This window comes from Desulfomicrobium baculatum DSM 4028 (assembly GCF_000023225.1).
Taxonomy (GTDB): domain Bacteria; phylum Desulfobacterota; class Desulfovibrionia; order Desulfovibrionales; family Desulfomicrobiaceae; genus Desulfomicrobium; species Desulfomicrobium baculatum.
Genome location: NC_013173.1, coordinates 2,782,376 through 2,808,481 on the forward strand (window position 1 = coordinate 2,782,376; position 26,106 = coordinate 2,808,481).

At 59.3% G+C, this 26,106-nt stretch carries 18 protein-coding genes; 5 read left to right on the top strand and 13 right to left on the bottom strand.

Annotated elements, in window-relative coordinates; genetic code table 11:
- Positions 1–69: 69 nt before the first annotated feature.
- The 3 genes from DBAC_RS19875 to DBAC_RS12160 form a co-directional block, all read right to left on the bottom strand.
- The gene (locus DBAC_RS19875) at positions 70–5,724 is read right to left on the bottom strand and encodes a calcium-binding protein (protein WP_015774594.1); all 5,655 of its coding nucleotides are present in this window, start codon (positions 5,722–5,724) and stop codon (positions 70–72) included.
- A gap of 457 nt (positions 5,725–6,181) precedes the next feature.
- Positions 6,182–7,243: a phosphotransacetylase family protein gene (locus DBAC_RS12155; RefSeq protein WP_015774595.1), complete on the bottom strand. Its 1,062-nt coding sequence runs from the start codon at positions 7,241–7,243 to the stop codon at positions 6,182–6,184.
- A gap of 49 nt (positions 7,244–7,292) precedes the next feature.
- Positions 7,293–9,386: an acetate--CoA ligase family protein gene (locus DBAC_RS12160; protein ID WP_015774596.1), complete on the bottom strand. Its 2,094-nt coding sequence runs from the start codon at positions 9,384–9,386 to the stop codon at positions 7,293–7,295.
- A gap of 11 nt (positions 9,387–9,397) precedes the next feature.
- On the opposite strand from DBAC_RS12160, the gene rnc reads away from it, so the two are divergent.
- The gene (rnc, locus tag DBAC_RS12165; protein WP_015774597.1) at positions 9,398–10,126 is read left to right on the top strand and encodes a ribonuclease III; all 729 of its coding nucleotides are present in this window, start codon (positions 9,398–9,400) and stop codon (positions 10,124–10,126) included.
- 97 nt (positions 10,127–10,223) lie between these two features.
- Here the strand turns inward: rnc and DBAC_RS12170 are convergent, their stop codons facing one another.
- Positions 10,224–11,150 (bottom strand): flagellin N-terminal helical domain-containing protein, encoded by a 927-nt coding sequence (locus DBAC_RS12170; RefSeq protein WP_015774598.1) that lies wholly within the window; start codon positions 11,148–11,150, stop codon positions 10,224–10,226.
- 200 nt (positions 11,151–11,350) lie between these two features.
- On the opposite strand from DBAC_RS12170, the gene DBAC_RS18010 reads away from it, so the two are divergent.
- Positions 11,351–11,734, top strand: a complete 384-nt coding sequence (locus DBAC_RS18010) for a flagellar protein FlaG (protein WP_015774599.1) — start codon at positions 11,351–11,353, stop codon at positions 11,732–11,734.
- 77 nt (positions 11,735–11,811) lie between these two features.
- On the opposite strand, the gene DBAC_RS12180 is transcribed toward DBAC_RS18010, so the two are convergent.
- The 9 genes from DBAC_RS12180 to DBAC_RS12220 all read right to left on the bottom strand — a co-directional run bounded on the left by DBAC_RS12180 (position 11,812) and on the right by DBAC_RS12220 (position 22,355).
- Entirely contained in the window at positions 11,812–13,500 is a 1,689-nt protein-coding gene (locus DBAC_RS12180; RefSeq protein WP_015774600.1) for a flagellar hook protein FlgE, read from the bottom strand.
- Between the two features lie 41 nt (positions 13,501–13,541).
- Positions 13,542–14,222 (bottom strand): flagellar hook assembly protein FlgD, encoded by a 681-nt coding sequence (locus DBAC_RS12185; protein ID WP_015774601.1) that lies wholly within the window; start codon positions 14,220–14,222, stop codon positions 13,542–13,544.
- Positions 14,223–14,234: 12 nt separating this feature from the next.
- A complete protein-coding gene (locus DBAC_RS18015) occupies positions 14,235–16,316 on the bottom strand; it encodes a flagellar hook-length control protein FliK (RefSeq protein ID WP_015774602.1) in 2,082 nt (693 codons plus the stop codon).
- A gap of 469 nt (positions 16,317–16,785) precedes the next feature.
- A complete protein-coding gene (locus DBAC_RS12195) occupies positions 16,786–17,331 on the bottom strand; it encodes a DUF2878 domain-containing protein (protein WP_167320939.1) in 546 nt (181 codons plus the stop codon).
- Positions 17,332–17,342: 11 nt separating this feature from the next.
- Positions 17,343–19,319 carry a DUF1365 family protein gene (locus tag DBAC_RS12200; protein WP_015774604.1) on the bottom strand — a complete coding sequence of 659 codons (1,977 nt, stop codon included), beginning with the start codon at positions 19,317–19,319 and terminating at the stop codon, positions 17,343–17,345.
- Positions 19,316–20,590 (bottom strand): NAD(P)/FAD-dependent oxidoreductase, encoded by a 1,275-nt coding sequence (locus DBAC_RS12205; RefSeq protein ID WP_015774605.1) that lies wholly within the window; start codon positions 20,588–20,590, stop codon positions 19,316–19,318. The genes DBAC_RS12200 and DBAC_RS12205 overlap by 4 nt, the downstream gene beginning before the upstream one ends.
- Positions 20,587–21,402, bottom strand: coding sequence for a DUF1295 domain-containing protein (locus DBAC_RS12210; protein WP_015774606.1), 816 nt, complete (start codon positions 21,400–21,402; stop codon positions 20,587–20,589). The genes DBAC_RS12205 and DBAC_RS12210 overlap by 4 nt, the downstream gene beginning before the upstream one ends.
- Before the next feature lie 22 nt (positions 21,403–21,424).
- Positions 21,425–21,832 (bottom strand): DUF2177 family protein, encoded by a 408-nt coding sequence (locus DBAC_RS12215; RefSeq protein WP_015774607.1) that lies wholly within the window; start codon positions 21,830–21,832, stop codon positions 21,425–21,427.
- Between the two features lie 142 nt (positions 21,833–21,974).
- Positions 21,975–22,355, bottom strand: a complete 381-nt coding sequence (locus tag DBAC_RS12220) for a hypothetical protein (protein ID WP_015774608.1) — start codon at positions 22,353–22,355, stop codon at positions 21,975–21,977.
- A gap of 258 nt (positions 22,356–22,613) precedes the next feature.
- On the opposite strand from DBAC_RS12220, the gene DBAC_RS12225 reads away from it, so the two are divergent.
- The 3 genes from DBAC_RS12225 (at position 22,614) to DBAC_RS12235 (ending at position 26,077) form a co-directional block, all read left to right on the top strand.
- Positions 22,614–24,236, top strand: a complete 1,623-nt coding sequence (locus DBAC_RS12225) for an ATP-binding protein (protein WP_015774609.1) — start codon at positions 22,614–22,616, stop codon at positions 24,234–24,236.
- Positions 24,233–24,916 carry a response regulator gene (locus DBAC_RS12230; RefSeq protein WP_015774610.1) on the top strand — a complete coding sequence of 228 codons (684 nt, stop codon included), beginning with the start codon at positions 24,233–24,235 and terminating at the stop codon, positions 24,914–24,916. The genes DBAC_RS12225 and DBAC_RS12230 overlap by 4 nt, the downstream gene beginning before the upstream one ends.
- Before the next feature lie 189 nt (positions 24,917–25,105).
- Complete coding sequence (locus DBAC_RS12235; protein ID WP_015774611.1) at positions 25,106–26,077, top strand: TRAP transporter substrate-binding protein; 972 nt, start codon at positions 25,106–25,108, stop codon at positions 26,075–26,077.
- The last annotated feature ends 29 nt before the right edge of the window (positions 26,078–26,106 follow it).

Below are 26,106 nucleotides of genomic sequence, written 5' to 3' on the forward strand. Positions count from 1 at the left end.
ACCACCGGGAGCTTTTGGAAATCAGCGCCCAGCAGTGGCCAAGGTATCAGGTCATAATCAGGCGCACCGCTAAGAGTGAATGATATTCAGTTGGCCTATATCCGCATCAACGTATAAGTTATAGCTTTCATTGACGTAATGATGATACGCTTGGCCATTCATGGTTACGTCCACGCTTGCTGTCCAGCCGGTATCAGTCGTGGTCACCCTGTCGCCGGCGTCTCCGTCTATGTACAGCGAGTTGCCGCCGGAGGTGGCGAAGACGTCGCTGGCTTTGAGCGTCAGGATATTGTTGTCGTCATCGCCGCCGGTGATGTCGATGCGCTCAATGCCGGTGATCTTCGCTGCTGTGACAAGGGCGGAGAGGTCGAGCGTCACACCGCTGCCGTCGTGACCGTCCAGAACCAGAGTGTCTGTTCCGGCTCCGCCATCGAGCATACCGATGTGCGTCGGCAGGATGGTTCCGCTGCCGTCGAGCAGGCCGGTTGTGGCCGGGTTCAGGTGCAGGATGTCATTCCCGGCATCGCCAAACAGGGAATCAATTCCACCGCCGCCATAAAGCACGTCGTTGCCCGCGCCACCGTCCAGGGTGTCGTTGCCCGCGCCTCCGTCCAGGGTGTCGTTCCAGGATTCATTGCCGCCGTACAGGAAGTCGTTGCCAGCGCCGCCCAGCAGGGAGTCGCGGCCATAGCCGCCATCCAGGGTGTCGTCGCCGTCGCCGCCGTCCAGGGTGTCGGAAAAGTTCCTTTCGCCGCCATACAGGGAGTCGTTGCCGTCACCGCCCAGCAGGAAGTCGTAGCCAGCGCCGCCGTCCAGGGTGTCAGCGCCGCTGCCGCCGTACAGGTGGTCGCTATAGGCTTCGAAGCCGCCATACAGGGAATCGTTGCCAGCGCCGCCCAGCAGGGAGTCGCGGCCTTCGCCGCCATCCAGGGTGTCGTCGCCGTCGCCGCCGTCCAGGGTGTCGACAAAGTTCCAGTCGCCGCCATACAGGGAGTCGTTGCCAGCGCCGCCCAGCAGGAAGTCGTTGCCAGCGCCGCCATCCAGGGTGTCGTTGCCGCTGCCGCCGTCCAGGTGGTCGTATTGGGCTTCGACGCCGCCGTACAGGGAGTCGTTGCCCGCGCCACCGTTCAGGGTATCGTGCCCACCGCCGCCGTACAGGGTGTCAGCGCCGTCGCCTCCATCCAGAACATTGTTCCATCCGTTGCCCGTGATGCTATCGTCATACTGCGAACCAGTGACGTTCTCGATGCTCACCAGGGTGTCACCCAGGGCGTGGTTGCCGTCGCCGCCGCCGGTCTGCGCCGTGGCGAGATTCATGTCTATATTCACCCAGGTGCTGCTGGCGCTGTAGTCCGCCGTGTCGGTCTCCGTTCCGCCGTCCAGCAGGTCCGCCCCGGCACCGCCGACCAGGGTGTCGTTGTTGCCCTGGCCGTAGAGCTTGTCGTCGCCGTCGCCGCCAAGCAGAAGGTTTACGTCCTTAGCACCCCACAGGGAGTCATTGCCCGCGCCGCCATCCAGAGTGTCGTCGCCATAGGCGGCCCGGACATCGTCATTGCCGTCCATGCCGTACAGGTAGTCCGTTCCGTTGCTGCCGATGATGGTATCGTTGTGGTTCGAGCCGATGACGCGCTCGATGCCGACCAGGGTGTCGCCCTGGGCGTCACCACCGGACTGGGCGCCGGTGCGCCGCAGGTCGATGTTTACAGCCGCGCTGCTGGTGCTGTAGTCAGCCGTGTCGTTGCCCGCGCCGCCGTTCAGCAGGTCCGCCCCGGCACCGCCGATGAGCTGGTCGTTGCCGTCGCCGCCGTACAGGACGTTGGCCCGACCGTCGCCGGTGAGCACGTCGTTGTGGTTTGAACCTGTGAGGTTCTCGATGCCGGTGAGCACATCTCCCTTGGCATGACCGCCGGTCTGGGCCGTGGTAAGGTTCAGGTTCACCTGAACAGCCGCATCGCTCGCGCTGTAGTCCGCCGTGTCGGTCTCCGTTCCACCGTCCAGGACGTCAGCACCGGCACCGCCGACCAGGATGTCGTTGCCAGCGCCACCGTCCAGGGTGTCGTTCCAGGATTCATTGCCGCCGTACAGGAAGTCGTTGCCAGCGCCGCCCAGCAGGGAGTCGTAAGCTTCGCCGCCATTCAGGGTGTCGTCGCCGTCGCCGCCGTCCAGGGTGTCGGCAAAGTTCCAGTCGCCGCCATACAGGGAGTCGTTGCCAGCGCCGCCCAGCAGGGAGTCGTCGCCTGTGCCACCGTCCAGGGTGTCGTAGCCGTCGCCGCCGTCCAGGGTGTCGGAAAAGTTCCTTTCGCCGCCATACAGGGAGTCGTTGCCCGCGCCGCCCAGCAGGAAGTCGTCGCCTGCGCCGCCGTCCAGGGAGTCGTTGCCCGCGCCACCGTTCAGGTTATCGCGCCCAGCGCCACCGTCCAGGATGTCAGCGCCGTCGCCTCCATCCAGAACATTGTTCCATCCGTTGCCCGTGATGCTATCGTCATACTGCGAACCAGTGACGTTCTCGATGCTCACCAGGGTGTCGCCCAGGGCGTGGTTGCCGTCGCCGCCGCCGGTCTGCTCCGTGGCGAGATTCATGTCAATATTCACCCAGGTGCTGCTGGCGCTGTAGTCCGCCGTGTCGGTCTCCGTTCCACCGTCCAGGAGGTCAGACCCGGCACCGCCGACCAGGGTGTCGTTGCCCGCGCCACCGTCCAGCGTGTCGTTCCAGGATTCATTGCCGCCGTACAGGGAATCGTTGCCAGCGCCGCCCAGCAGGGAGTCGTAAGCTTCGCCGCCATTCAGGGTGTCGTCGCCGTCGCCGCCGTCCAGGGTGTCGAAAAAGTCCTCGTCACCGCCATACAGGGAATCGTCGCCAGCGCCGCCCAGCAGGGAGTCGCGGCCGGCGCCGCCATCCAGGGTGTCGTCGCCGTCGCCGCCGTCCAGGGTGTCGGAAAAGTTCCAGTCGCCGCCATACAGGGAGTCGTTGTCAGCGCCGCCCAGCAGGAAGTCGTTGCCAGCGCCGCCGTCCAGGGTATCGCGCCCACCGCCGCCGTCCAGGTTGTCAGCGCCGTCGCCGCCGTCCAGAACATTGTTCCATCCGTTGCCCGTGATGCTATCGTCATACTGCGAACCAGTGACGTTCTCGATGCTCACCAGGGTGTCACCCAGGGCGTGGTTGCCGTCGCCGCCGCCGGTCTGCGCCGTGCTCAGGCTCAGATTCACATTCACCCATGTAGAGCTGGCGCTGTAGTCCGCCGTGTCGGTCTCCGTTCCACCGTCCAGGAGGTCAGCACCGGCACCGCCGACCAGGGTGTCGTTGTTTGAGGCTCCATAGAGACTGTCGTCGCCGTCGCCGCCAAGCAGGAGGTTCTTGTCTCTGCCGCCGTAGAGGGTGTCGGTGCCCGCGCCGCCATCCAGAGTGTCGTCGCCATAGGCGGCCCTGACATCGTCATTGCCGTCCATGCCGTACAGGTAGTCCGTTCCGTTGCTGCCGATAATGGTATCGTTGTGGTTCGAGCCGATGACGCGCTCGATGCTAACCAGAGTGTCGCCCTGGGCGTCGCCACCGGACTGGGTGCCAGCGCGCCGCAGGTCGATGTTCACTGCCGCACTGCTCGCGCTGTAGTCCGCCGTGTCGGTCTCCGTCCCGCCGTCCAGCAGGTCCGCCCCGGCTCCACCGGCCAGGGTGTCGTTGTTGCCCTGACCGTAGAGCTTGTCGTCGCCATCGCCGCCAAGCAGGAGGTTTGTGCCCGTAGCGCCCCACAGGGTGTCGGCGCCAGCTCCGCCATCCAGAGTGTCATTGCCATAGGCGGCCCTGACATCGTCATTGCCGTCCATGCCGTACAGGTAGTCCGTTCCGTTGCTGCCGATAATGGTATCGTTGTGGTTCGAGCCGATGACGCGCTCGATGCCGACCAGAGTGTCGCCCTGGGCGTCGCCGCCGGACTGGGCGCCAGCGCGCCGCAGGTCGATGTTCACAGCCGCGTCGCTGGCGCTGTAGCTGGCCGTGTCAGTGTATGTTCCGCCGTCCAGGAGGTCCGCCCCGGCACCGCCCATTAGGAAGTCGAAGCCGGCACCGCCATACAGGGAGTCGTCGCCGCCGCCACCGTACAAGGTGTCGGCAGCGTTCAGACCGGAAAGCACATTGTCATTGCCATCGCCGGTGAGCTTGTCACCATAATTCGATCCGGTGAGGTTTTCTATTCCCGTAAGCACATCGTCTTTAGCATCATTCAATAAGCCTGGTCCGCCGACACCCGGCTGGGTCTGGCCGCCGCCCTGGCGGTTCAGGTCCACGTCGACCCCCAAGCCGCTGCTTTCATAGCTGACCGTGTCTACGCCCGCGCCGCCGTCCAGGGTGTCGCCATGGACACCACCCCGCAGGATGTCATCACCGTCGCCGCCGGACAGACTGTTGTTGCCGCTTCCGCCGACCAGGGAGTCGTTGCCGCTCAGGCCGGAGAGCACGTTGTTCTGACCGTTGCCAATGAGCGTATCGTTGAAGTCCGAGCCCGTGAGATTCTCAATGCCCGTCAGTAAGTCGCCCTCGGCATCGCCACCGCTCTGGGCCGTGGTCAAATTCAGGTCCACCCGTACCGCCGCATCGCTGCAGAAGTAGTCGGCCGTGTCTATGCCTGCGCCGCCGTCCAAGGTGTCAACGCCGACCCAGCCATACAGGAGGTCGTTGCCGTCGCCGCCAAGCAGGAGGATCTTGCCGACCCCTCCGCTCATGGTGTCGTTGCCATCGCCGCCGTCAAGGGTGCAATCCCCACTCGCCGTGCTACCTCCCAAGATGTCATTGCCTGCGCCCCCGGAGAGAGAATCATTGCCGCCGCCGCTCAACAAGAAGTCATTGCCAGCCCCTCCGTACAGGGTGTCATTGCCCGCGTAGCCGGACATGAGGTCGTCGCCGTCGCCGCCGTACAGGATGTCGTTGCCATAGCCACCGTCCATGTAGTCGCCGCCGTCGCCGCCCTCCAAGGTGTCGTCGCCGTCGCCGCCCTCCATGTAGTCGGAGAAAGCGCCATCGCCACCGTACAGGGAATCATTACCACCGGCCCCGCCATGCATGGTGTCTTCGCCGTCACCGCCATCCAGGGAATCATCGCCGTCGCCGCCATCCAAGGAGTCGTCGTCGCTGCCGCCATGCAGAGTGTCGTCGCCGCCAAGGCCACGCAGGGTGTCGTGACCGCCACCCCCGTCCAGCATGTTCGCCACGTCAGCACCGGTAAGACTGTCGTGGAAGATTGAGCCGACGACATTTTCTATGCCGATGAGCACATCGTCCCCGATGCCGTAGTTGATCTTGGCCGTGCCCAGGCCCAGGTCTACCGTGACCCCCCAGAAGCCCCTGGTACTGTAGTCGACCATGTCGATCCCGTCGCCGCCGTCCAGGGTGTCGCCGCCCGCCCAGCTGACCAGAGTGTCGTCGCCATCGCCGCCATGCAAAGCGTCCCTATCATAATAGAAGCCGATGCCGCCGTTCAGCAGGTCGTTGCCTGCTCCGCCGTACAACGTGTCGTGGCCGCTGCCTCCATACAGGGTGTCGGCGCCCATGCCGCCGAACAGAGTATCCGATTGGTAGGTGCCATGAAAAATGTACCCGACGTTGTTGGCCTCATCGGTTGGGAGATTACTGTCGCCAACGCCCAAGGCACTCTGACCGGGAGTGGCGTACTCGTTCAACGGCTGCAACTGCGCCTCGGTTTTGAGATTGTTGTCCGATTCGTTGTAACTCATGATCACTCCCGTGATTTTGAATGTGTCGCTTTCCGTGACTGCCCCGCAAAAAAACATAAAATACGCGGCATAACAAACAGAATACTTTTTTATAACCATTAGAGTTCAAATAAAAAGCAATCAATACAATTTGGTAACTACATTATCACTTCAAATTATCCGAATTTATATATTCAATAGATGAAACAAAATACTCTTCATGAATGAGTATAGAACAATTTTATACGTACTCATTTGAAGAATGTCATCGCGTCGCAGGCAGGGTTATGCGAAGAGAACTGAAGACCGGGGGCTCGAAGTGGCTATCTTCGATTTTGGAAGAGCGCGGGACGATTCCGCAAAAAAAAACGCAAGGGCAAAACAAAACCCTCGCCGAAAATTACGGCGAGGGTTTGTCAGAAGTCTGAGCCTCCCCCGAATTATCGGGGTCTGGCAGCACGTTATGGATAGCCGGGTCTTAAATCCCCAGACTTTCCTTCATATACTGGAAGTCGATGATGGAGCTGACCAGCTGGGAGCCGTGCTGGATCTTGATCACGTCGCGCAGCTTGTGCCGGGACAGGATGGCTTCCATCTTCTTGGCCACGGTGAAGGTGTCGTCGCGGACTACCACGATGGGCACTTCCAGCACCTCGGCCCGGGTCATGATGATGTCGTTGGGGTAGAGGTTGCCGGTCAGGACCAGGCACTGGCACTGTCCTTCCAGGGCCACCAGCTGCACGTCGGAGCGGTCGCCGCCGACGATGATCGCGGACTTCTTGCTCTTGCGGAAATGGGTCATGAAGTTCTCGACCTGCATGGTGCCGATCAGAAAATTTTCCACCACCCGCTCGGACTTGTCCTGCGCGGTGATGATCTTGCCGCCCAGACGGTCGGCCAGGTCCGCGACCTTGATGGCGCCCATGAGCGGGTCGGACGGGATCTTGCCCAGAACCTTGATGCCCTTGCTCTCCATGAATGGGTGCAGAAGGGAATCAAGCTCTTCCTTGAAAGCCGGGGGAATGTCGTTCAGGAGCACGCCAAGGAGCTGTTCCCCGAGCAGTTCCTTCATGGCGATGAGATAGTCGTAATTCAGCTCTTTAACGTAGCGATCAATGATGATGGACTTGATGCCCAAAGATTTGACGACGCTGATCCCGTCCACGCCGCAATACTTGCCGGAGTACATGCTGCCCGATCCGGCCACGATCATGACGTCCTTGTTCTTGCCGAGCGTTTCGTATGCGTCCTTGATCCGTGGCATCAGGTCTTCACATTTTCCCGTGAAGGCCTTCATCTTGAAATCCTGATCCACGACCACCGGAGTGACCAGGGCGGGGTTTTCGCTCAGCCCCAGAATATCCTGTACGAAGAACGCGTCGGCATCGCCCAGCACGCCGTTCTTTTCCTGCGGCAAGGCTCCTACCGGCTTCATGTATCCGACCCGGTAGCCCTCTTTTTGCAGCTTGAGCCCGATCCCCATGGCAATCATGTTTTTCCCGGAATAGCCGGATGTCGCCCCTACATAAATTCCTACCATATTCCCTCCCGATCAGGACTGCGAAATTATTTTCCGATCAACGGCCCGACTATTCAGACTGAGGCAAAAGAGACATTCGCGCCCCGGCCACCCAGGCCCCCCTTGACGTGACCAGAACAGGATCGAATTCCAGGGTGTAGATTTCAGGAAAATCCAGCGTCATCTGCGACACGGTCAACAATACATCCTCAAGAGCCCTCAAGTCCAGCGCGTCGCGCCCGCGCTCCCGCTTGAGCAGAGAAAAAACCTTGAGCTCCCGCATCATCCCTGCTGCGTCCTCCAGCGACAAGGGCGCAAGACGCATCGAGTACTCCTGGAAAATATCCGCCTGGCTGCCCGACAGCCCGAAGCGGATCAGCGGGCCGAATTTCGGATCGCGCTGAACCCGGATGCAAACTTCCGCCGGTTTTCCGAGAATCATTTCCTGAACCAGACAACCCGAGATAAAGGCTTCGCTGCGCTGGCACTGCACGCGCGAGGTCAACTGCGCAAAGCCCTGACGCACCGCTTCGGAAGTCTGCAGATTGACCTCCACGCCGCCCACATCGCTTTTGTATTCGATATGCGGAGACGCGATCTTCAGCGCCACGGAGCAGGCCAGCCGCTTGGCAATCTTGACCGCGCTTTTGCTGGTCCGGGCCAGCTCCGTGCGGGGAAAGCCCAATTCATAGGCCATGAGCAGGGGTTGCACCTCGAAGCCGAACAACTCCGTTTTGCGGGCATCCAGGCAATCCTGCAAGAAACGCTCGGCCTTGGCCTTGTCTCGGCGGTAACAGACCTCGACCGGGTAGGACTTGGTCTTCCACCCGGCATAGCGCAACATGGCCTCAAAGCTGGCCAGCGCTGCCTTGGGGTTCGAATAGCACGGCAAGCCATGACGCTGCAGAAAACGTTTCTCCTCCATCACCCCTTCCTGACCGATCAGGCAGACCGCCACGGCCTTGCCTACCGCTCTGGGCAAGGCGACCAGTTCGCGCACTATGGCCGGCAGGTCCACGCCAAGTCCCGGCGCTATGACCAGCAGGGCCATCTGAATCTGCCGATCCTTGAGTACCGTGTCCAAAGCCTGGGCGTACTGCACAGGCGTGGCGTCCATGCCGATATCCACAAGATTGGATGTCTGCGCATGGCGGGGAAGAATATCGACCAGGCGGGCGGCCGTATCACGGCCAAGGCGCGGAAGGATGAGGCTGGTTCCGGCCATGCCGTCGGCGGCCAGGATCCCGGCCCCACCGGAATTGGTGACAATGGCCAGATTCGGCCCCTTGGGCAGCGGCTGGGTGCCGAACATGCGTGCCAAATCAAACAGCGAGGAGAGATTGTCCACCTGGATGATGCCCGCCTGCTTGAGCGCCGTCTGGTAGGCCCGTTCCGACCCGGTCAGGGCCCCTACATGGGAAGAAATTGCCTTCTGACCGTGTTCGGTCATGCCGGCCTGCAGCATGATGACCGGCTTCTCGTGGGTGATGGTCTGGCTGATGCGCGCGAAACGACGGCCGTTGTTCATGCCTTCAAGATATCCGATGATGACGCTGGTCTGCGGGTCTTCGGCCAGAAATTGCAGCATGGACGCTTCATCAATGACAGCGCGGTTGCCGAGGCTTGCGAACTTGGAGAATCCGATTTCCTCGCTTGCGGCCCAATCCAGGATGGCGTTGCACATGGACCCGGACGGCGAGAAAAAGGCGATATTGCCTTGGCTGGGCAGACGGGCGATGAGCGATGCGTTCAAGTGATCGGCCCAGGAGGCCACGCCCAGGCAGTTGGGACCAAGCAGGGTCAGATTCCGGCGTTCAGCCAGCTGGATGATGGATTCTTCAAGGTAGTAGCCCTGCCCCCCGATCTCCCGGAATCCGGCGGAGGTGATGATGACCGCCTTGACGCCCATATCCGCGACCTGCTCCAGGGCTTCAAGCACGAACTCCGGAGCAAGGCAGACCACGGCAAGATCGACCCCTTTCAAATCGTCAAGGGCGCGCGGGTCTTTCTGGGAGGTCCAATTGACGGAAACAATCCTCCCCTGATACCCCCAGCCTTCAAGATTTGAAAGCACTACACGGGCCAAGGCTCCTGCGCTGTCGAAAGATCCGACAACGGCGATGGCTTGGGGAGAAAAAAGGGCGTGAAGATAATCGTCTCTCATGGAGAACCTTAATGTCACTGGAAGTTCCAACGGATGCACTGCAGGCGCTGCAGAATGAAATCCATTATGAATTCAAGCAAGTCAAGCTTTTAATCCAAGCCCTCACCCACAGTTCTCACGCCAATGAACATGGCTGTCCGCATAACGAAAGGCTCGAATTTCTTGGCGATGCGGTTCTGGAACTGGCCGTATCCCAGGAATTATTTCGTAAATTTCCGGAAGTACAGGAAGGCCACCTGACCAAAATGCGCTCGGCGCTGGTCAGCGAGGGCGCGCTCGCGCAGGCGGCCCGAAGGATTCACCTTGGCGCGTGCCTGCTTCTGGGCCGTGGGGAAGATGTGCAGGGCGGTAGAGAAAAAAATTCCGTGCTGAGCGATGCGCTTGAAGCGGTACTGGGCGCTGTCTACCTTGACGGAGGACTGGAGCGCGCGATCACATGCGTCAATTTTTTGTATGCGGGGCAGTGGCCAACGCCGCCGGAGACATTTCGCCCTCGGGATTTCAAGAGCCTGCTGCAGGAAGCCACCCAGCGCATCTGGAAAGCCAGGCCTTCATATGCATTGCGCGAGAGCCATGGCCCGGAACACGCCAAACAGTACACCGTTGTCGTCACCATGCCGGACAAGACCGAGGTGGAATGTGAGGAGCGCAGCATGCGCAAGGCAGAGCAGGGCGCGGCAGAACAGGCACTCGTGCAGTTGCGCAAACGCTTTCCGGATCTTTTCGAACAGGATGTGTAAGGCCGGATGCATCGGCGCGAGGCATCGCAAAGAAACAAGCCGGGGCCAAACGCCCCGGCTTTGTCTTTGATCATTGCCTTTGCCGATAAATCCCCGATTAACCCTGCATGAGCTGCATGGCCATCTGCGGCAGCTGGTTGGCCTGAGCGAGCATGGCCACCGCAGACTGGGTCAGGATCTGATTGCGCACGAATTCCGTCATTTCCTGGGCCACATCCACGTCGGAGATGCGGGATTCCGCAGCCTGCAGATTCTCGGCCTGGATCGTCAGGTTGGTGATGGTGTTCTCCAGACGGTTCTGCAGAGAACCCAGACTGGCCCGAATTTTATCCTTGGATATGATGGCGTTGTTGATGGCGTCGAGCGCCTGCTGCGCACCCTGCTGGGTGGAGATGCTGAAGCCGGCACTGGAAATACTGCGGTCGGACTGATTGCCGACGCCAAGCGCCGAGGCCGTGGAGTTGCCGATGGCGATGTAATAGTAATCCTCGCTGCTGTCATTGCCGGTGCCAAAATGGATCTTCAGGGCTCCGCGGGCCTGCAAGCCGGCTCCGCTATGATCGAGCCTCCATTCCGCAGCATTCTGGTTCGAGGAAGAAAGATTTCCGTTGAGCAGGTAGATTCCGTTGAAATCCGTGGCATTGGCGATTCGGGTGATTTCCGAAGCCATGGCCTGATACTCCGAATCGATGATCAGACGCTGATCCGAACCGTAGGTGCCGGTGGCTGCCTGGGTGGCCAGTTCCTTCATGCGGATCAACTTTTCATCGATGACCTGCAGAGCGCCGTCGGCAGTCTGAATCATGGAGATGGCGTCATTGGCGTTGCGGACACCCTGGTTGAGGGATGCGATATCGGCGCGCATCAACTCGCGGATGGCCAGGCCTGCCGCGTCATCGGCGGCGGTGCCCACGCGCAATCCGGAGGAAAGACGCCGGGTCGAGGTTGCCAAGTTACTATACGAAGTGGACAGGTTCCTGGCGGAGTTCATCGCCATCAAGTTGTGATTTATGACCAAAGACATATAAGATCCTCCTTACGCTGGTATGCTCGCGACATTGCACACAGAATGCCATTTATAATTTATTCTTTATTTTCAAAGTGTTAATTTTAAAAACTACACAGCGTCCGCCCAAAGAGGTCAAAATTGCCTCTCGCGCCTAAAGTTTTCTCCCCTCTGGACGATTAGTATGATGTACTCATCCATCAAGAGGAGGCCCCGCCATGAAAATAACCTCTCTCGCCTACGAGCCCCAGGACCTGCTGGCGCCCGTTGAGCACACGACTCAACTCAAATCCGATCTCGAATACGCGGACCGTGCCGAATCGGGCGGGCTTCAGGACCGGCAGCAAGGCATGGAGTCTGACCAGTCGGAAGAAATTTCCTTGCAGAAATTGCAGAACCTGACCGATGCGGTAGATTCCTACATGTCTTCCTTGGGCGTGAACCTGAAATTTCACATCGACGAGCGTACCGACACGGTCCAGGTCGAGGTGCGTGACCCGGATACCCATAAACTGATCCGCAAGATCCCCGCCGACGAAATGCTTGATCTGGCCGACTCCATAGAAAAAATGGTGGGGCTGTTTCTGGACAGAGCCCTGTAGCCGGATTCCTTGCTGAAAAATAAAACCCGCGCCGGGATTACCAGCGCGGGTTTTTTGTCGTTGTCGCTTGAAACAGCCTAACGCTTGAGCTGGATCAGTACGGTCAGCATCTGGTCGACGGTGGTGATGGTCTTGGAGTTGGCCTGGAAGCCTTTTTCCGTGGTGATCATCTTTACGAACTCCGTAGCCAGGTCCACGTTGGACTGCTCCAGGGAGTTGGATGCGATGCTGCCCTTGCCGCCGGTGTTGGCCAGACCGGTGATGGGCGGCCCGGAGGAACGGGTCTCGGAGAAGAGGTTCCCGCCCTCGCGGTACAAGGCGTAGTTGTTGTTGAACGTGGCCAGGGTCACGGCGAAGAGTTGCAGGACCTGACCGTTGGAATAGCGGCCGGTGATGACGCCGTCGCGGTCCACGGAGATGTTCTGCAGGAACCCGGCGGTATATCCATCCTGGGCCTGGAAGATGGTCGTCGAGCCGGTGCTGTAGTTGGTGGATGACAGGGCGCTGATTTCCGTCGAGGCGAAACCGTTTATCGCGCCGAGGCTACCAACCAGCACAGGCGTGGCGCCTGACGTATCGATTGTCGGGTAATCCCCCAGGTTATCCTGACCGGTTGCCGCGGCAGGGGGAATTGCAGGTCCCGGTTCCCATGAGGATGTCTTGTTTCGCACGCCGAAATTAATCTCTATGTTCTTTGTGTTTTCACTCTCGGCAAGAATACCCGAACCTGTGGTGCTGCCATTCGCGGCCCCCAGAAAGTTGGCGGTGCAAATGGGATAACCGTTCTGCGAGAAGTTGGCCGGGACCCAGGATGCCGGAAGTTCAGGATCGGCTGTAAGATCGTTCACCGTAAACGCGGACATGTTCTCAAGTTCGCCGGCCGCGTTGAAGGTCAAGGTGCCGCTCATGAGTATTCCGCGCTTCTCGTCTCCAGCGCCCCAGAAATCCCGATTGTCTTCTCCGGGCGGCACCGCGATGATGTATTCCCAATACCGCTTGCCTGCGGCGGCACCGGTCACTTCGACATTGGCGACCGGGTCCATGTAGACCGTCATATTGTGCGAAGAACCGTTTTCATCGTACACTTTGATGGTCGTCTGATAGGCGTAGCTCGCCTCTCCGATCGGCTCTGCGGCGGTGGCGTCATACGTGTCGAAAAGCGCGGTGAACGGGTCCGTAGGGCTGACCGACTTGTCCTCAGAACTGGAATCCACGTTCAGGATCAGGTCGACCCGGCTTGTGGCCTGCGGCGGCGACTGAAAATTCTCCAGCTTCACATCCTGGGGAACGCCCAGAATCTGCACGCCGGTGGTGGCCTGCGCCGTCGTATCGCCGCTGGCGGCCGCGCTGGTGTTCGCCTGCTGCACTTCCCACCCCTGCAGGCGGTAGCCTCGCGGATCGACCAGGTAGCCTTCCTCGTCGAAGCGGAAGTTTCCGGCGCGGGTATAGTAGTTGACCTCCTGCCCGGCGGGCGAGACCATGAAGAAGCCGTTGCCGCCAATAGCCAAGTCCGTGGCTTCCGTGGTGCTTTCCAGGGATCCCTGGGAAAAATCACCCATGACCGTTCCCACGGAAACACCACGCCCCACCTGTCCGCTGCCGGACGCGGTGGTGATCTGCTGACTCAGCGCATCCTCGAAATACATGCGCGAGCCCTTGAATCCGATGGTCGAGACGTTGGATATGTTGTTGCCGATGACGGTCATATCCTCGCCATGAGCCTTGAGACCGCTGGTCCCGGAGTACAGTGATGCTGACAAACCCATAACTACCCCCTTCTTGAATCACCGCAGTGATCTGTGAAATACTACTCTTCCGCCACAACCGGCTGGATGACCTTCTTGATGTCGCTGAAACTGATCTTGCGTCCGTCGCTCAGCCGGAAGAACGTCTCCCCGTCGCCCTGTTCAAGGGCGGTCACGGTGCCGGAGACTTCCGTGTCGACAAAAACCGTTGCCCCGGTTGGGCTTTCCGCTGAAAAATATACATTGTACTGGCCGCTGTTGGCCGAATTCCCGTTGTAGTCGAGGCCGTCCCAAGTGAACGCGAACTCTCCGGCCTGCATGGAGGTGAACTTCTCGGTGCGCACGATATTGTTGTTTTCATCGTACACGTTGGCGTAAACCTGCGCAGCGGCGCCCCCCAGGGTGAAGTAGACCGGGGTCACGTAATTTCCGCTCTTGGTGATCCCGTCTCCGGAAGCCGTGACTTCCTTGCCGATGTAGTTGACGGCGCTGAGCATATCCTGCTGGGCAGTCTTGTCACTCAGACCCTTGATGCCCTCGGAAATGTTGGTCATCTGCTCCAGGCTCGAAAACTGCGCCAGCTGGGCAATGAATTCCTTGTCGTCGAGAGGATTCAGGGGATCCTGATTCTGCAACTGGGTCACCAGAAGCTTCAAGAAGGCGTCTTTACCCAGAACGTCGTTCTTCGCTGCCGTGTCCGCGCCGTAAAAACCACCCTGCTGCTGCAAAATCTGATCGATCATGACCGTCTCCTCTCAGGCAAAAATATCCAGGCCGCTTTGGGAAACTTTTTCCCTGTGCCCGCTATTGTGCACATCCCGGACCAGATCGGGGCCGCCCCGCTCCAGAGTGCGCCAACGCTTGGCCGACATGGCCAATTCCTGGTTCTCCTGATAGCGGTTGTGATTTTCTGCGCCCTGCCACTGCGACTGGCTCTGGGAGTCGGCCAATTGCGTCTGCACTTCGAGTTTCCCCACCTTGAGCCCCTGGGCTTCAAGCTGTGTTCGCAGCTGCCCCAACTGCTCATTCAAGGCCAAGGATGTCTCCTGATTGCTGGACCTGAGCACAGCCTGCACTTCCTTGCCCCGCATCTGCAGGATGACGCTGACCTGTCCCAGATCGGCCGGGTCGAGACGAATGACCAGCTGCTTCACGCCCTGGCCCAGATTCCTAAAGGCCCCGGTCTCGACCTGCTGATAGACTTGGGCGCTACGTGCGCTGACAGGAGACTCCAGCCGTTGCTGAAACTGGCTCTGGGAATTCTGGGCAGCGGTCTGGGTCAGGGTCTGGGATTCCGGAGCATTCTTCACGTTCCCGGCGGTCTGAGCTGCGCGGGATGTGGACGAGGAAGACTTTTCCCTATCCGGGGTCCCGAAGAACCCCTGGCGGGCATCAGGCTGTTTTTTCCCACTCTTGGAATCAACGGCCGCCGCGCTTGCGGTGGAAACCGCCTCGCCCTCCTGTAACGTTGAGCCCGCGTCCAGCGGTACCGACTGACCGGAGCCGTCCTTTGCCGTGGCAGTCCTGGTTCCGGCCGCAGCCAGGCCGCTGCGGGTCATTTCGTTCTCGTTGCGACCGGCGCTGCCTGGATCCTTTACGGCGGCATGTTTCCGATCCGCGCCGGTGGCGACGGATTCCCCGTGCTGCTGTTCAGACGCAAGAGATTCTTCGGCGGTTTCAAGCGTCGAGGCGCTTTTCCCGTCGGGAACCTCAAGAGCTGCGCTGCGGGCCCCGGATTGGCCTTGCGCCGCATCCGAAGTCTGGCTTACGCGCGCAGCCGACCGAAAAGTGATTTCCGAGCCCTTGCCGCTTTTGTGCGCAGCATGGTTTTCGGACTCAACGCCGGCACCGTGCTTGCGGGTCAGGGGTTCGCTGTCCGTCCCCAGCGTCTCGGCCGCCTCTGCAAGCAGAGCCCTGCCGGAACGGGCTCGGCCGCCCTCTTCTCCCGCCATGACGCCCGCTTTCGCGGCAACGGATGCAGCGACCATGGTCCGCTCCTGGCCGATATTCACGGCCTCGCGGCCCGCCGTCTGGAATGTTTCCAGCCTGGACAAGAGGGCTTCGATCTTCTGCATCACGCGAGAAGAGGCCTTCTCGGCGCGCCCGTTTTTTTGCCCCTGCTCCCCGGCGCCATCAGCCCGTTTCAAAGCCTCGGCGGCAAATTCCGCCTTCAGGCTCTTGACCTGTTCGCCCAGAGCCACGGCCAGACCGCTGCGGGTCGCGGGGTCGCTCTTCCGGAACTGACGGAGAAGTTCATGCAGGGCCTCGATTTTGTCGGAAACCCCTGGCTTATCACGATCTGCGCCCTGCGCCGAGGCTTCGGCGGCCAGGCTGTCGAGCAGCTCCTGCGCCGCGACTGCGACGGAATCACCCGTACTATCCGCGTCCTGTTCTCCGGCCTGCGTATGCAAAACAGCAGGATCATCTTCGGCTGGGCCGCCGGTTGAAGAAATTGCCTGTTCAGTGCTTGAAGCTTCGGGCTGCCGCACGGCAGCTTTTGCCGTTTCACGTCCCCTCTCTTCCGCACGGTCTTCCTCGTGCCCGGCAGCGTCCGAACCCTCGGAAACATTCTGATCCGCAAACGAGGCAGATCCGCCAAACCCGCCGCCCGAACTGTCGCCGGCCGGGCCATGATCATCCGCGTAAACCTGTTCGTTATTGGAAGCCGGCTGGGGCTGGTCGGTTTGAGGGGATGCGGAGGTCACATCCGGCTGCTCCAGATGCGCCGAAAACAGGCCGTGAAAATCCTGGCCGGGCCGTGAATCGGGCATTTCAAACGCGCTGTTTGCGCGAAAGGACTGCGCCCCGTGGGACATCGATGCGGGAAAAAACTGCATTCTACACCTCCTGCTGGAGGCAATAGATCAAAAGGCGGGCCAAACCCGAAATTGCGGAAAATCAAACTTGAAATGCATGCCTGTCTGGCGAAGGAGATCGTAGGGCAACTACAGTCTTGAATCTCCCCCTGCCAAGGGGGAGTACCCGAAGGGGGAGGGGGTATCCCCCCTTGACGGCACACAACTAAATCTGCGCTCCGGCGATACGTGTCCACAAAACGGACCACGCCGGTCCGCGTCCTACAAAACCCGCTTTTTCTGTCTTACGCAGTCTTTTCAATTTACTTCATTCTTCAGCGCATGCTACGCAGGTAATGACTATCGCGTCATCGTTTGCACGGGATTTTCGGAGCTGGCTTCTCCGAAAATCCTTCGCTTCCCAAAAAACGGGAAGCAAACGACAAACGCCCAGCGGCTTCCCGCTGGGCGTTCTTTTTTGTTCCAAAGCAGGCAGACCTGCAAACCTGCATTACCAGAAAATCTGATACCGCTCCGTTTCATGCCCGCGTGAAATCCTTCGCGCGACAAGAAGCAAAAACGGCAAGGCCAGACCCCAACCGAACCCGATTTGGAGCAGGGCCCGCGTGGAGTCCGTCCCGAATCCGGCCGCTCCAAGGCGAACCCCCGCCGCATAGGCCAGAACCCCGCAACAGGCCCCCAGAAAGCATCCAAACACATAGCGCCCCTCGAGCCAACTCAAGGAAAAACGCAATGTGGAGGCGATCTGCATCCACAAGACAAGAATCCAGGGTGGAGCCAGGCCAGGAAAAACATTCCCCTCGAAAAAAACGAGCGCCCCGGTGCGCATGTGCACAGAATCGACAACAAGGCCAACACAAAGAGCAAAGATTAAAAGCCGCATCTCCCCCGCGCGATTCGGCACCAGGGCCAGATGGGTCATCACAAAAACCACCCCGAGGCCGGTGCCGAGCCAAACCTGGCCGAAAGCGGCGCCCAGCACACAGGCAAACCAGCCAGCCTGAAACAGCCCGAAATTGATCAGTTTTGTCCACATCGGCCCCAGCATCATGCGCGGCAAGCCCCGCTCGATTCACCCATGCGGGAAAGCAGAAGCTGATAGTTGCGCACTGTGCGGCTACGAAAACCGGCTTCGCAATAACTGAAATAATACTCCCACTTGCGCAAAAAATTCTGATCAAAACCCAGCCTCGTGACCTCGTCGCCGCGGGCCATGAGCGCCAACCGCCACAACTCCAGGGTTCGGGCGTAATGCAGTCCTATATCCTCCATGCGCGTGATACCCAGCCGGCTCCGTGCGCCCATGGCCTGGGCCATGGCCCCGATGGACGGCAAATGGCCACCGGGAAAAATGTGCTTACGTATCCAGTCCGATCCCAAGCGGTAAGCCCGGTATTTCTGGTCGGGCATAGTGATGACCTGCAGTACGGCTCGCCCGTCCGTAGCGAGCAGGCGCTCAAGCGTCTGAAAATACAAGGGCAGATTTCGATGTCCCACGGCCTCAAGCATCTCGATGGAAACAATGGCGCTAAAACTGCCCTGCACATGACGATAGTCGGTCAAGAGAATGCTGATCCTGTCTTCCATGCCCTCTTCCAGAACCCTGCGCGTGGCCCACTCGAACTGCTTTTTCGAAATGGTGATACCCGTCACCCGGCAACCTGTGCGCCGCACCGCTTCCAGTGCAAAGCCGCCCCAGCCGCAACCGATCTCCAGCACATGGTCGTCCGCACCGATGCCGGCCATGTCGATGATGGCCTGCATCTTGGCGAACTGGGAATCTTCAAGAGAATCCTGTTCGTTTTGAAAAATTCCTCCGGAATAGGACATGGTCGAATCCAGAAAGAGCCTGTAAAAGTCGTTTCCCAAATCATAATGTTCGCCAATGTTGCGCCGACTCCCGGCGACAGTGTTGGGGCGGCGCAGATGCGACATGAAATTAAGCGCTCTCCCGGCCAGGGCAGGCCAGAAACGCCGATCATTCAAGACATCTTCCCGCTGCGCCAACAGGCAGAGCAGTCGGACCAGTTCCGGGCTGCTCCAGTCACCGTCGACATAGGCCTCCCCAAAACCGATATCCCCGGACAGCATGACGCGGCTGAAAAAACGCGATCTGTGCACCAACAGACAAGCCCGAGGTTTGCTTCCGGGCGGACCAAAATTTTCTTCACCTCCGTCCGGCAGAGCCAGGATCAGCTGTCCATGATCCAGCTTCCGAAAAAAACGTTTCAAAGCCCATTTGCCAAAGGCCTCAAGCACCGTTGGCGGAGCCTGCCTGATCGTCATGGACGAAAGCGGCTCGGGTTTTGGATGAACCGCAAGTTTCTTGCGGAAATAAAGCCGCGCCGCCTGAACGACGATACGCGGGAAGGTCAGGGCGGCCCGCAGGGGGTGCCCCAGGACCATCAGCGCCAGATTGCGGCTGATCATTGGCCGGGCCGTGCCGATGAACGAGGCTTTGAGAGCCTGCTGGTCGTCAAGAAAATACGTGATGGAGATGGCAAGCTCTTCCCCGGGTTCGGAGAACAGAAACTCGTAACGCCCACGGCGCGGAAAAAAAGGGGAGACGTGAAAAGCCTTTTGCGCTGCAAAGCGTCCGTGCTCGTCCTCTGGCGCGAGCACGTAGAGGTGGGTCTCGCCAAAAGTATTGTTGACCTGCACCAGGACGCAGGCGAGGCGGCCGGAGGAGTCATAACAGTAAAAGAAGCTGGCCGGGTTGAATATGTAATGAAACTGGCGCAGGGCCGTGATCAGCACGATACGCGAGGGTGCAAGATCCACCCCGTTTTCGTGCAGGGCACGCAGCACCTTTTCCCGCAGCCCCGCGCGTCCACGATAGAGATAGTCACGATCGTGCAGGGCCAGGGGCCGCAATCGGTTGTGCCCGAACCAGCGCGTGGCGGCATCCAATCGGTCCAGTTCGTCAACATCCAGGGCATACAGATGCAGGTCGTAATCAAAGCCATGCTCAGCCTCATGGGTGCGCGCATGACTCAGGGTTCCGACATAAATCCGCGAATTCATCCATTCCTCCTGAATTGTTCCACGGCATTGTGACTGGAGCGGACCGCGTCCTCGTGGAATCCGAAACCGAAATAGCTGCCGCAAAAATAGGTGTTCCGGCGTCCGTTCAGGGACGAAAGCAAGCTCTGGGTAGCCATGGATTCCCTGGTGTAGACCGGATGATGATAGACCAGGCTGGCCAGAACCTGGGACTCATCATGAGGGCTCGGCCGGTTGAGGGTCACCATATACTGTTTCCGTGCGGCCAGACCCTGAAGAAGGTTCATGGCGTAGGTGACAAAAACCCGCGACTCCTCCTCGGCCTCCCGGCGAAAATTCCAGCAGGCCCAGGCCCTGGGCGATGGAGGCAAAACCGAGACGTCCGTGTGCAGGACCGTCGTATTCTCCTCGTAACGCCACGCCCCGAGATGCCGCGACTCCTCGGGTGAAGGATCGCCCAAAAGGCGCAGAGCCTGATCGGCATGGGCCGCGATGAAGACGTCATCAAAAATACGGGGCTCCTCGCCCACGACCTCAACGCTCACCCCCGCAGCCGTGCGCAGGACCCTGGCAATGGGCGCATCAAGTCTCACCGTTCCGCAAAAACGGCGCAAAAATGCCCGGACATAGCTGGAGCTTCCGCCGGAAACCGTTCTCCAGCGCGGACGATCAAGTAGGGAGAGGAGGCCGTGATTATGGAAGAAACGCAGGAAGGAAAGAGCCGGAAACTGCCCCACCCGGCCGGCCGGAGTCGACCAGATGGCTGCGGCCATGGGCAAAAGGTAGTTCTCGACCATAAAGGGCGAAAAGCGATGGCGGAGCAGGTATTCGTCCAGAGTGCCAAGCTCCTGTCCGCCCTTGAGATCCGCCTTGCCCTGACGGCAAAAACGGGCAATCTCGACCAGAAAACGGTAATAGCGCGCCGAAAACAAATTGGATCGCTGGGCGAAAATCCCGGCCAGGTCCGTACCGGCATAGGTCAGCCCTGTGCACTCGCAATGGAATCCGAACGACATCTGTGTTTCCCGGGACGGGACTTCGAGCTCTTGCAAGAAATTGATGAAAAGCGGGTACGTGGCTTCATTGAAGACGATAAAGCCCGTGTCCACAGGCGTCCCCTCGTCCGGACCGTCCGGTACGGAGACGGAATGGGTGTGACCACCCAGATAATTCTCCTTCTCGAAGATGGTCACCTCGCGGGTGTCTTGCAGGAGATGCGCTGCCACAATCCCGGCCACGCCCCCGCCAATGACGGCCACTGTCTTTTTGGCGTCAGTCCTGTTTTCTTTCATGCAAGATCCGTATCGTCGCCGCCTGCGGGGCGGGCTTCTGGAGTACGTGGGGGCCAGGGAAAAAAGGCGCTGGTGACATTTTTATAGGCTTCGAACTCGGGCTGCCCCCTGTACTTCTCTTCAAGCATGGGGATGCCAGAGACTTTTAAAAGCAAAAATCCGATGAGCACGGGGCTTACAAGGCCATACCAGCCATGCTCGGAGCCAAGACCAAGAAAGAAAAAACCCCACCACAGCAACGCTTCTCCAAAATAGTTGGGATGCCGGGTATAACGCCAAAGCCCGGTGGTCATGATGCGTCCCTTGCTGTCCGGACCCTGCTTGAAACGGACGAGTTGCCAGTCACCTACGGCCTCGAACAGAAAACCGACTGCAAAGAGTGCCGTGCCCAGAATATCGGTCCAGACCAATCCGGGCCCGGGCCAGGCAATGGCCAGCAGAACAGGCATGGCGACCAGAAACACGACCAGTCCCTGCAGCATGTAAATTTGCAGGAAACTACGCCAGACAAAGGTCTCTCCCCACTCCTGTCGGAAATTCCGGTAGCGAAAGTCCTCGCCGCGCCCCCGGTGTCGCAGGCCGATATGCAGCCCCAACCGCACGGCCCAGACACACAGCAGACAGAGCATCAGCAGCGGCCTGAAATGCATCTCTGCTCCACCCGCAAGCCAGGCTCCGAGGCAGGCCAGCACAAAGGCCGGGCCATAGGCAATGTCGATGAGGCTGTTGTCGCCGGCGCGCGTCCCGATGACGAACATGGCGTTCATGGTCAAAAGCAATGCCACGGCCGCACCAAGCATCACGACGGTCATGGGCCTGGACCTCCTTGAAGTTTCAGTTCAGCCGCGCGCCTATGAGGTAGCTGCCTGCAGCGACCAGGGTGCACAGGACCGTGCCCCACGCGATATCGACGACAACGACCGCCACCGGCCAATCCCGCAAGGTTGCAAGGTTGGTCAGGTCATAGGTCGCGTATGTGAAAAATCCGAAAAGAGCACCAAACAGGCAGGCCCGGACCAGAGACTGCGCTTCCAGACCTGGGCGGACTGCAAAAATAAGGATCCCAGCGATATAGATGAAATAGAAGGCGAACGCCGCAGGCCAGTTGACCTCTGGGCTCAAGAGATGATGCAGGTTGGTTTTGTAGAAATTTCTGGCCACAAACCCGAGCCAGACCATGTCAATGGCAAAGAAGACAGGGATGGTGAACAGATAGAGCTTGATCCAAAAAAAAAGACTCATGACCATACCTCCCTCATGATTGCACGCGGAGCCTTCCCTTGCCCTGCCGAAACGCCCGTTTGCTGACGGACTGCGGGAACAAAAACGCCCGGTGACAACCACCGGGCGCAATCATTTTATTATTAAGGAGCAGTTTTTTTCTTCAGCCTCCGAAAGAACCGGCGCCGATCACTTCCATGGCCTTGGTGTAGTGCACTCTGAGCTTGCCCATCTTGTCACCGAGATCTTTCTCGACGGGCCCCATCTCCAGCGGGCACTCCGCTTCAAGCTGGGCTGTTTTTGTTTCAATCTCGCGTACCAGAGCCTTTATTTCGGCGACAGCATCAACCAACGCACCCCTATCCTTGTCTCCGAGGTCCAGGAAACCGACCATTACGTCGTAAAGAGTCGCTTTCCACGCATTAAGTTCACGCTCAACGCCCTTGCAATAGCCTTTCACGGCTAATTTTTTCGCTTCTTCAGTCGCACAATTCTCAATAGCAGAACACGAAAAACAAGGTCCTGGGTAATCCATGTTTACCATAGCTTCCTCCCATAAAGAGATTGATGTTTAAATTAGCAAATACGCTTAAATCAATTATAGTCAATGGAAACTATTATTGATCTTTTAATGTCACGCGATATTCTGACAAGAGGCACGTATTCATTTTTTCGGTCCAGACGATCAGACTGGGAGACGTCAACACGGGCCTGCGCATCCGCCACAGGATCAGCCCGGAAGGCAAGCCTTGCCATGACAACCACAATCCGCGATGACCATGGCGCACGCGGAGGAAACAACATGCGATCCTGGCTCCACATAATCAGCCGACTGCGGCCCGCCACCATCCAGGGCCACCTGATCCACATGGTGCTGGCCCTGGTCGTCATCCAGATTGCCGTCAGCTGGCATGTCATCTCCGGACTGACTGAAGAAATGCTGCACGAGCAGATCGGCCAGACCGCCCTGCAGACAGCCAGAACCATCGCCCAGATCCCGCGCATCAGGCAGGCGCTGATCGAGGGCGATCCACACGGAGAAATCCAGAACCTGGCCGAAAACATCCGCGCCCAGACCGGCGCGTCGTTTGTGGTTATCGGCGACAGCGCCCAAAAGCGTTATTCGCACCCGGTGCCCGAACGCATAGGCCAAACCTTTGTCGGCGGAGACACGGGACCGGCCTTGATAGAAGGAAAATCATACGTTTCCGAGGCCGTCGGCACCCTAGGCAAATCCCTGCGCGGGATGACCCCGATCTTTGGCGAAGACCACGACATCATCGGCTTTGTATCTGTCGGCTATCTCTCCGAAAGTATTCATCAATCCATTTCAGCTCACTTGGACAAGCCGCTCATGTATATCATCGGCATGAGCGTGGTCGGAATTTTAAGCGCCGTGGTCATCGCCGGGCGGCTGAGGAAACTGACTCTGGGCCTTGAGCCTTCCGAAATCACCAATCTGTATCTGGAGCGCGTCGCCGTGCTGCAGACAATCCGCGAAGGAGTCCTGGCCATTGACCATCATGGCAACATCCGCGTCGCCAACCAGGCCGCCAGGCGTTATGCGGGACTAAGCTTTGAGGAACATTTCGCAGGCAGGCCCGTCTCCACTATCATCCCGGAGGCAAGACTCGAACAGGCTCTGCACACGGGACTGTCCGAATTTGACCAGGAGCGGACGGTCAATGGCCAGGAGCTCATCTTCAATATCGTGCCCGTCTTCCAGAACCAGAAAATTCAGGGCGTCGTCGCCAGCTTCAGGCGCAAGGACGAGCTTGACCTCCTGGCCGCGGAGCTTTCACGAGTGCAGGAATACTCGGAACTCCTGCGCGTGCAGACCCACGAATACTCGAACAAGCTGCACACCATCGCTGGCCTCATTCAAATCGAAGCCTACCGCGAGGCCCTTGACCTGGTGGTCACCGAGTCCTCGGGCTACGAGGAATTCATCCGCTTCCTCGGTGAATCCGTGCCCCATCCCGTCATTGCCGCCATCATCCTCGGCAAGTACAATCGCGCCAAGGAGCTGCGGATCAATTTCGCCATCGACCGGGACAGCACCATGGCCGATGTGCCCAAATGGATTCACCAGGAAAAAATCGTGACCGTCCTTGGCAACCTCCTGGACAACGCCTTTGACGCGGTCCTGGAGCAGCCGCAGCAATTGCGCATGGTCGAAATGTCCTTCACGGATCTTGGCAAGGACATCGTCTTCGAGATCGAGGACGCCGGAGCGGGCGTTGCCGTAGACCAGCTCGAGCGGATTTTTGAAAAAGGGGTTTCGTCCAAGGGCCGCGGACGGCGGGGAGTCGGATTGTATCTGGTCCGCCAGCGCCTGGGCGAACTGGCCGGACAGATCATGGTCAGTCGCGGCAGTCTGGGTGGCGCGCTGTTCACCGTGGTCATCCCCAAGGAGCAGACATGATTACCAGAGTACTTATTGTCGAGGACGACGTGCGCATCGCGGATCTGCATCGCCGCTTCACCGAACGGGTTCAGGGCTGCGAAGTTGTCGGCATCGCCCATCGCCTGGACGACGCCCGGGACATGGCCGAAGCCCTGGAACCGCACCTCATTCTTCTTGATCTCTATTTTCCCGAAGGCCCCGGCACGGAGCTGCTGCGTGAAATCCGAACCCGGAACCTGGAGATCGACGTCCTCCTGATCACTGCCGCGCGCGAGGTCGGCACCTTGAAAGAGGCCCTGCGCGGCGGAGTTTTCGACTACCTGATCAAGCCGGTCACCGCCGAACGCTTCCATGAATGCCTGATGAAATTCTGTGCCTACCGCGCACGGCTGGGACTTGGAAACGCCATTGAGCAACGGGACGTGGACACACTGCTCCATCCCGCAAGCCCCTGCGCGCCCATGGACAGCAATTGCCTGCCCAAAGGCATCGACGGCCTGACCTTGACCAAGGTTCGCGGGGTGTTCGAGCAACCCGAGCCCGCCGGGCGCGGCGCGGAGGATGTGGCCGAACTGATCGGCGTCAGCCGGTCCACCGCGCGCAGATATCTTGAGTACCTCATCTCCGAAGGCACGCTGTACGCCGATGTGGTTTACGGCAGCGTGGGCAGGCCGGAGCGCCGCTATTTCAGCCGCTGAGCAGTCTTTCGGGTACCGGCGCGGCCTCGATGCCGTGAACAGTATGCGCTTAATTCACAAAATGCCGCTTTTTCTCTTTACGTTCCAAACAATATTTTTTCCTCTCCCCGTCATATCCTCCGTCCATAAAACTTGAGGTCCCGTCCCCGCGCGTCCGCGCCCATAACGTTTTTTGTTGACGGAGGAGTCATGAAACGTTTCTTCATGTGTGCAGTCATTGTGATCGCCGTAGCCCTGACCATCCCGGCCTTTGCCAAAACAGTGCTCAAGCTCGGCCATATCGCCGAAGTCAGCCACCCCTACGCCAAGGGCGCCGACCATTTCGCCAAGCTGGTCGCTGAAAAATCCGGTGGCGAAATGGAAGTCCAGGTCTTCCCGTCCTCCCAGCTCGGCAGCCAGAAGGACATGACCGAAGGCCTCATCTACGGCACCATCGACATGGTCCTGACCGGCACCGCGGATCTGGGACAGTTCCAGCCCAAAATGTCTCTTTTCGACCTGCCCTTTCTGTTCAAAGACCGCGCACATGCCTACAAGGCGCTGGACACCGTGGGCATGGAACTGGGCAAGGAACTTGAACCCCGCGGCCTGAAGCTCTTGGGCTACATGGAAAACGGCATCCGCCACCTGACCAACAACGTCCGCCCCGTCAAAGCCCCGGCCGACATGGCGGGCCTCAAGATCCGCGTCATGTCCAACAAGATCTACATCGAGACCATCAAGTCGCTGGGCGGCTCCCCCACGCCCATGGCCTTCGGCGAACTCTACTCCGCCATGCAGCAGGGCACTGTCGATGGGCAGGAAAACCCCAGCGCCCACATCTACACCAAGCGCTTCTTCGAGGTGCAGAAGTACGCATCCATGACCGCCCATGCCTATGCTCCGGAACCGGTGCTCATCTCCATGATCACCTGGAGCAAGCTTTCCGACGCCCAGAAGACCATCATCCAGGAAGCCGCCACCGAAGCCGTGGCCTGGCAGCGTGAACTGTCCACCAACGAAGACAACGCTTACTGGGACAAGATCAAGGCCACAGGCAAGATCGAAGTCATCGAAGTCGACCGCGCCCCGTTCATGGAAGCGACCCAGCCGGTGTGGAAGGAATTCGCCCCCACTGTCGGACAGGACAACATCGACAAGGTGCTGGCCCTCGGCAACTAACTCATTCGTGCAAACCCGCCCCGATTGAC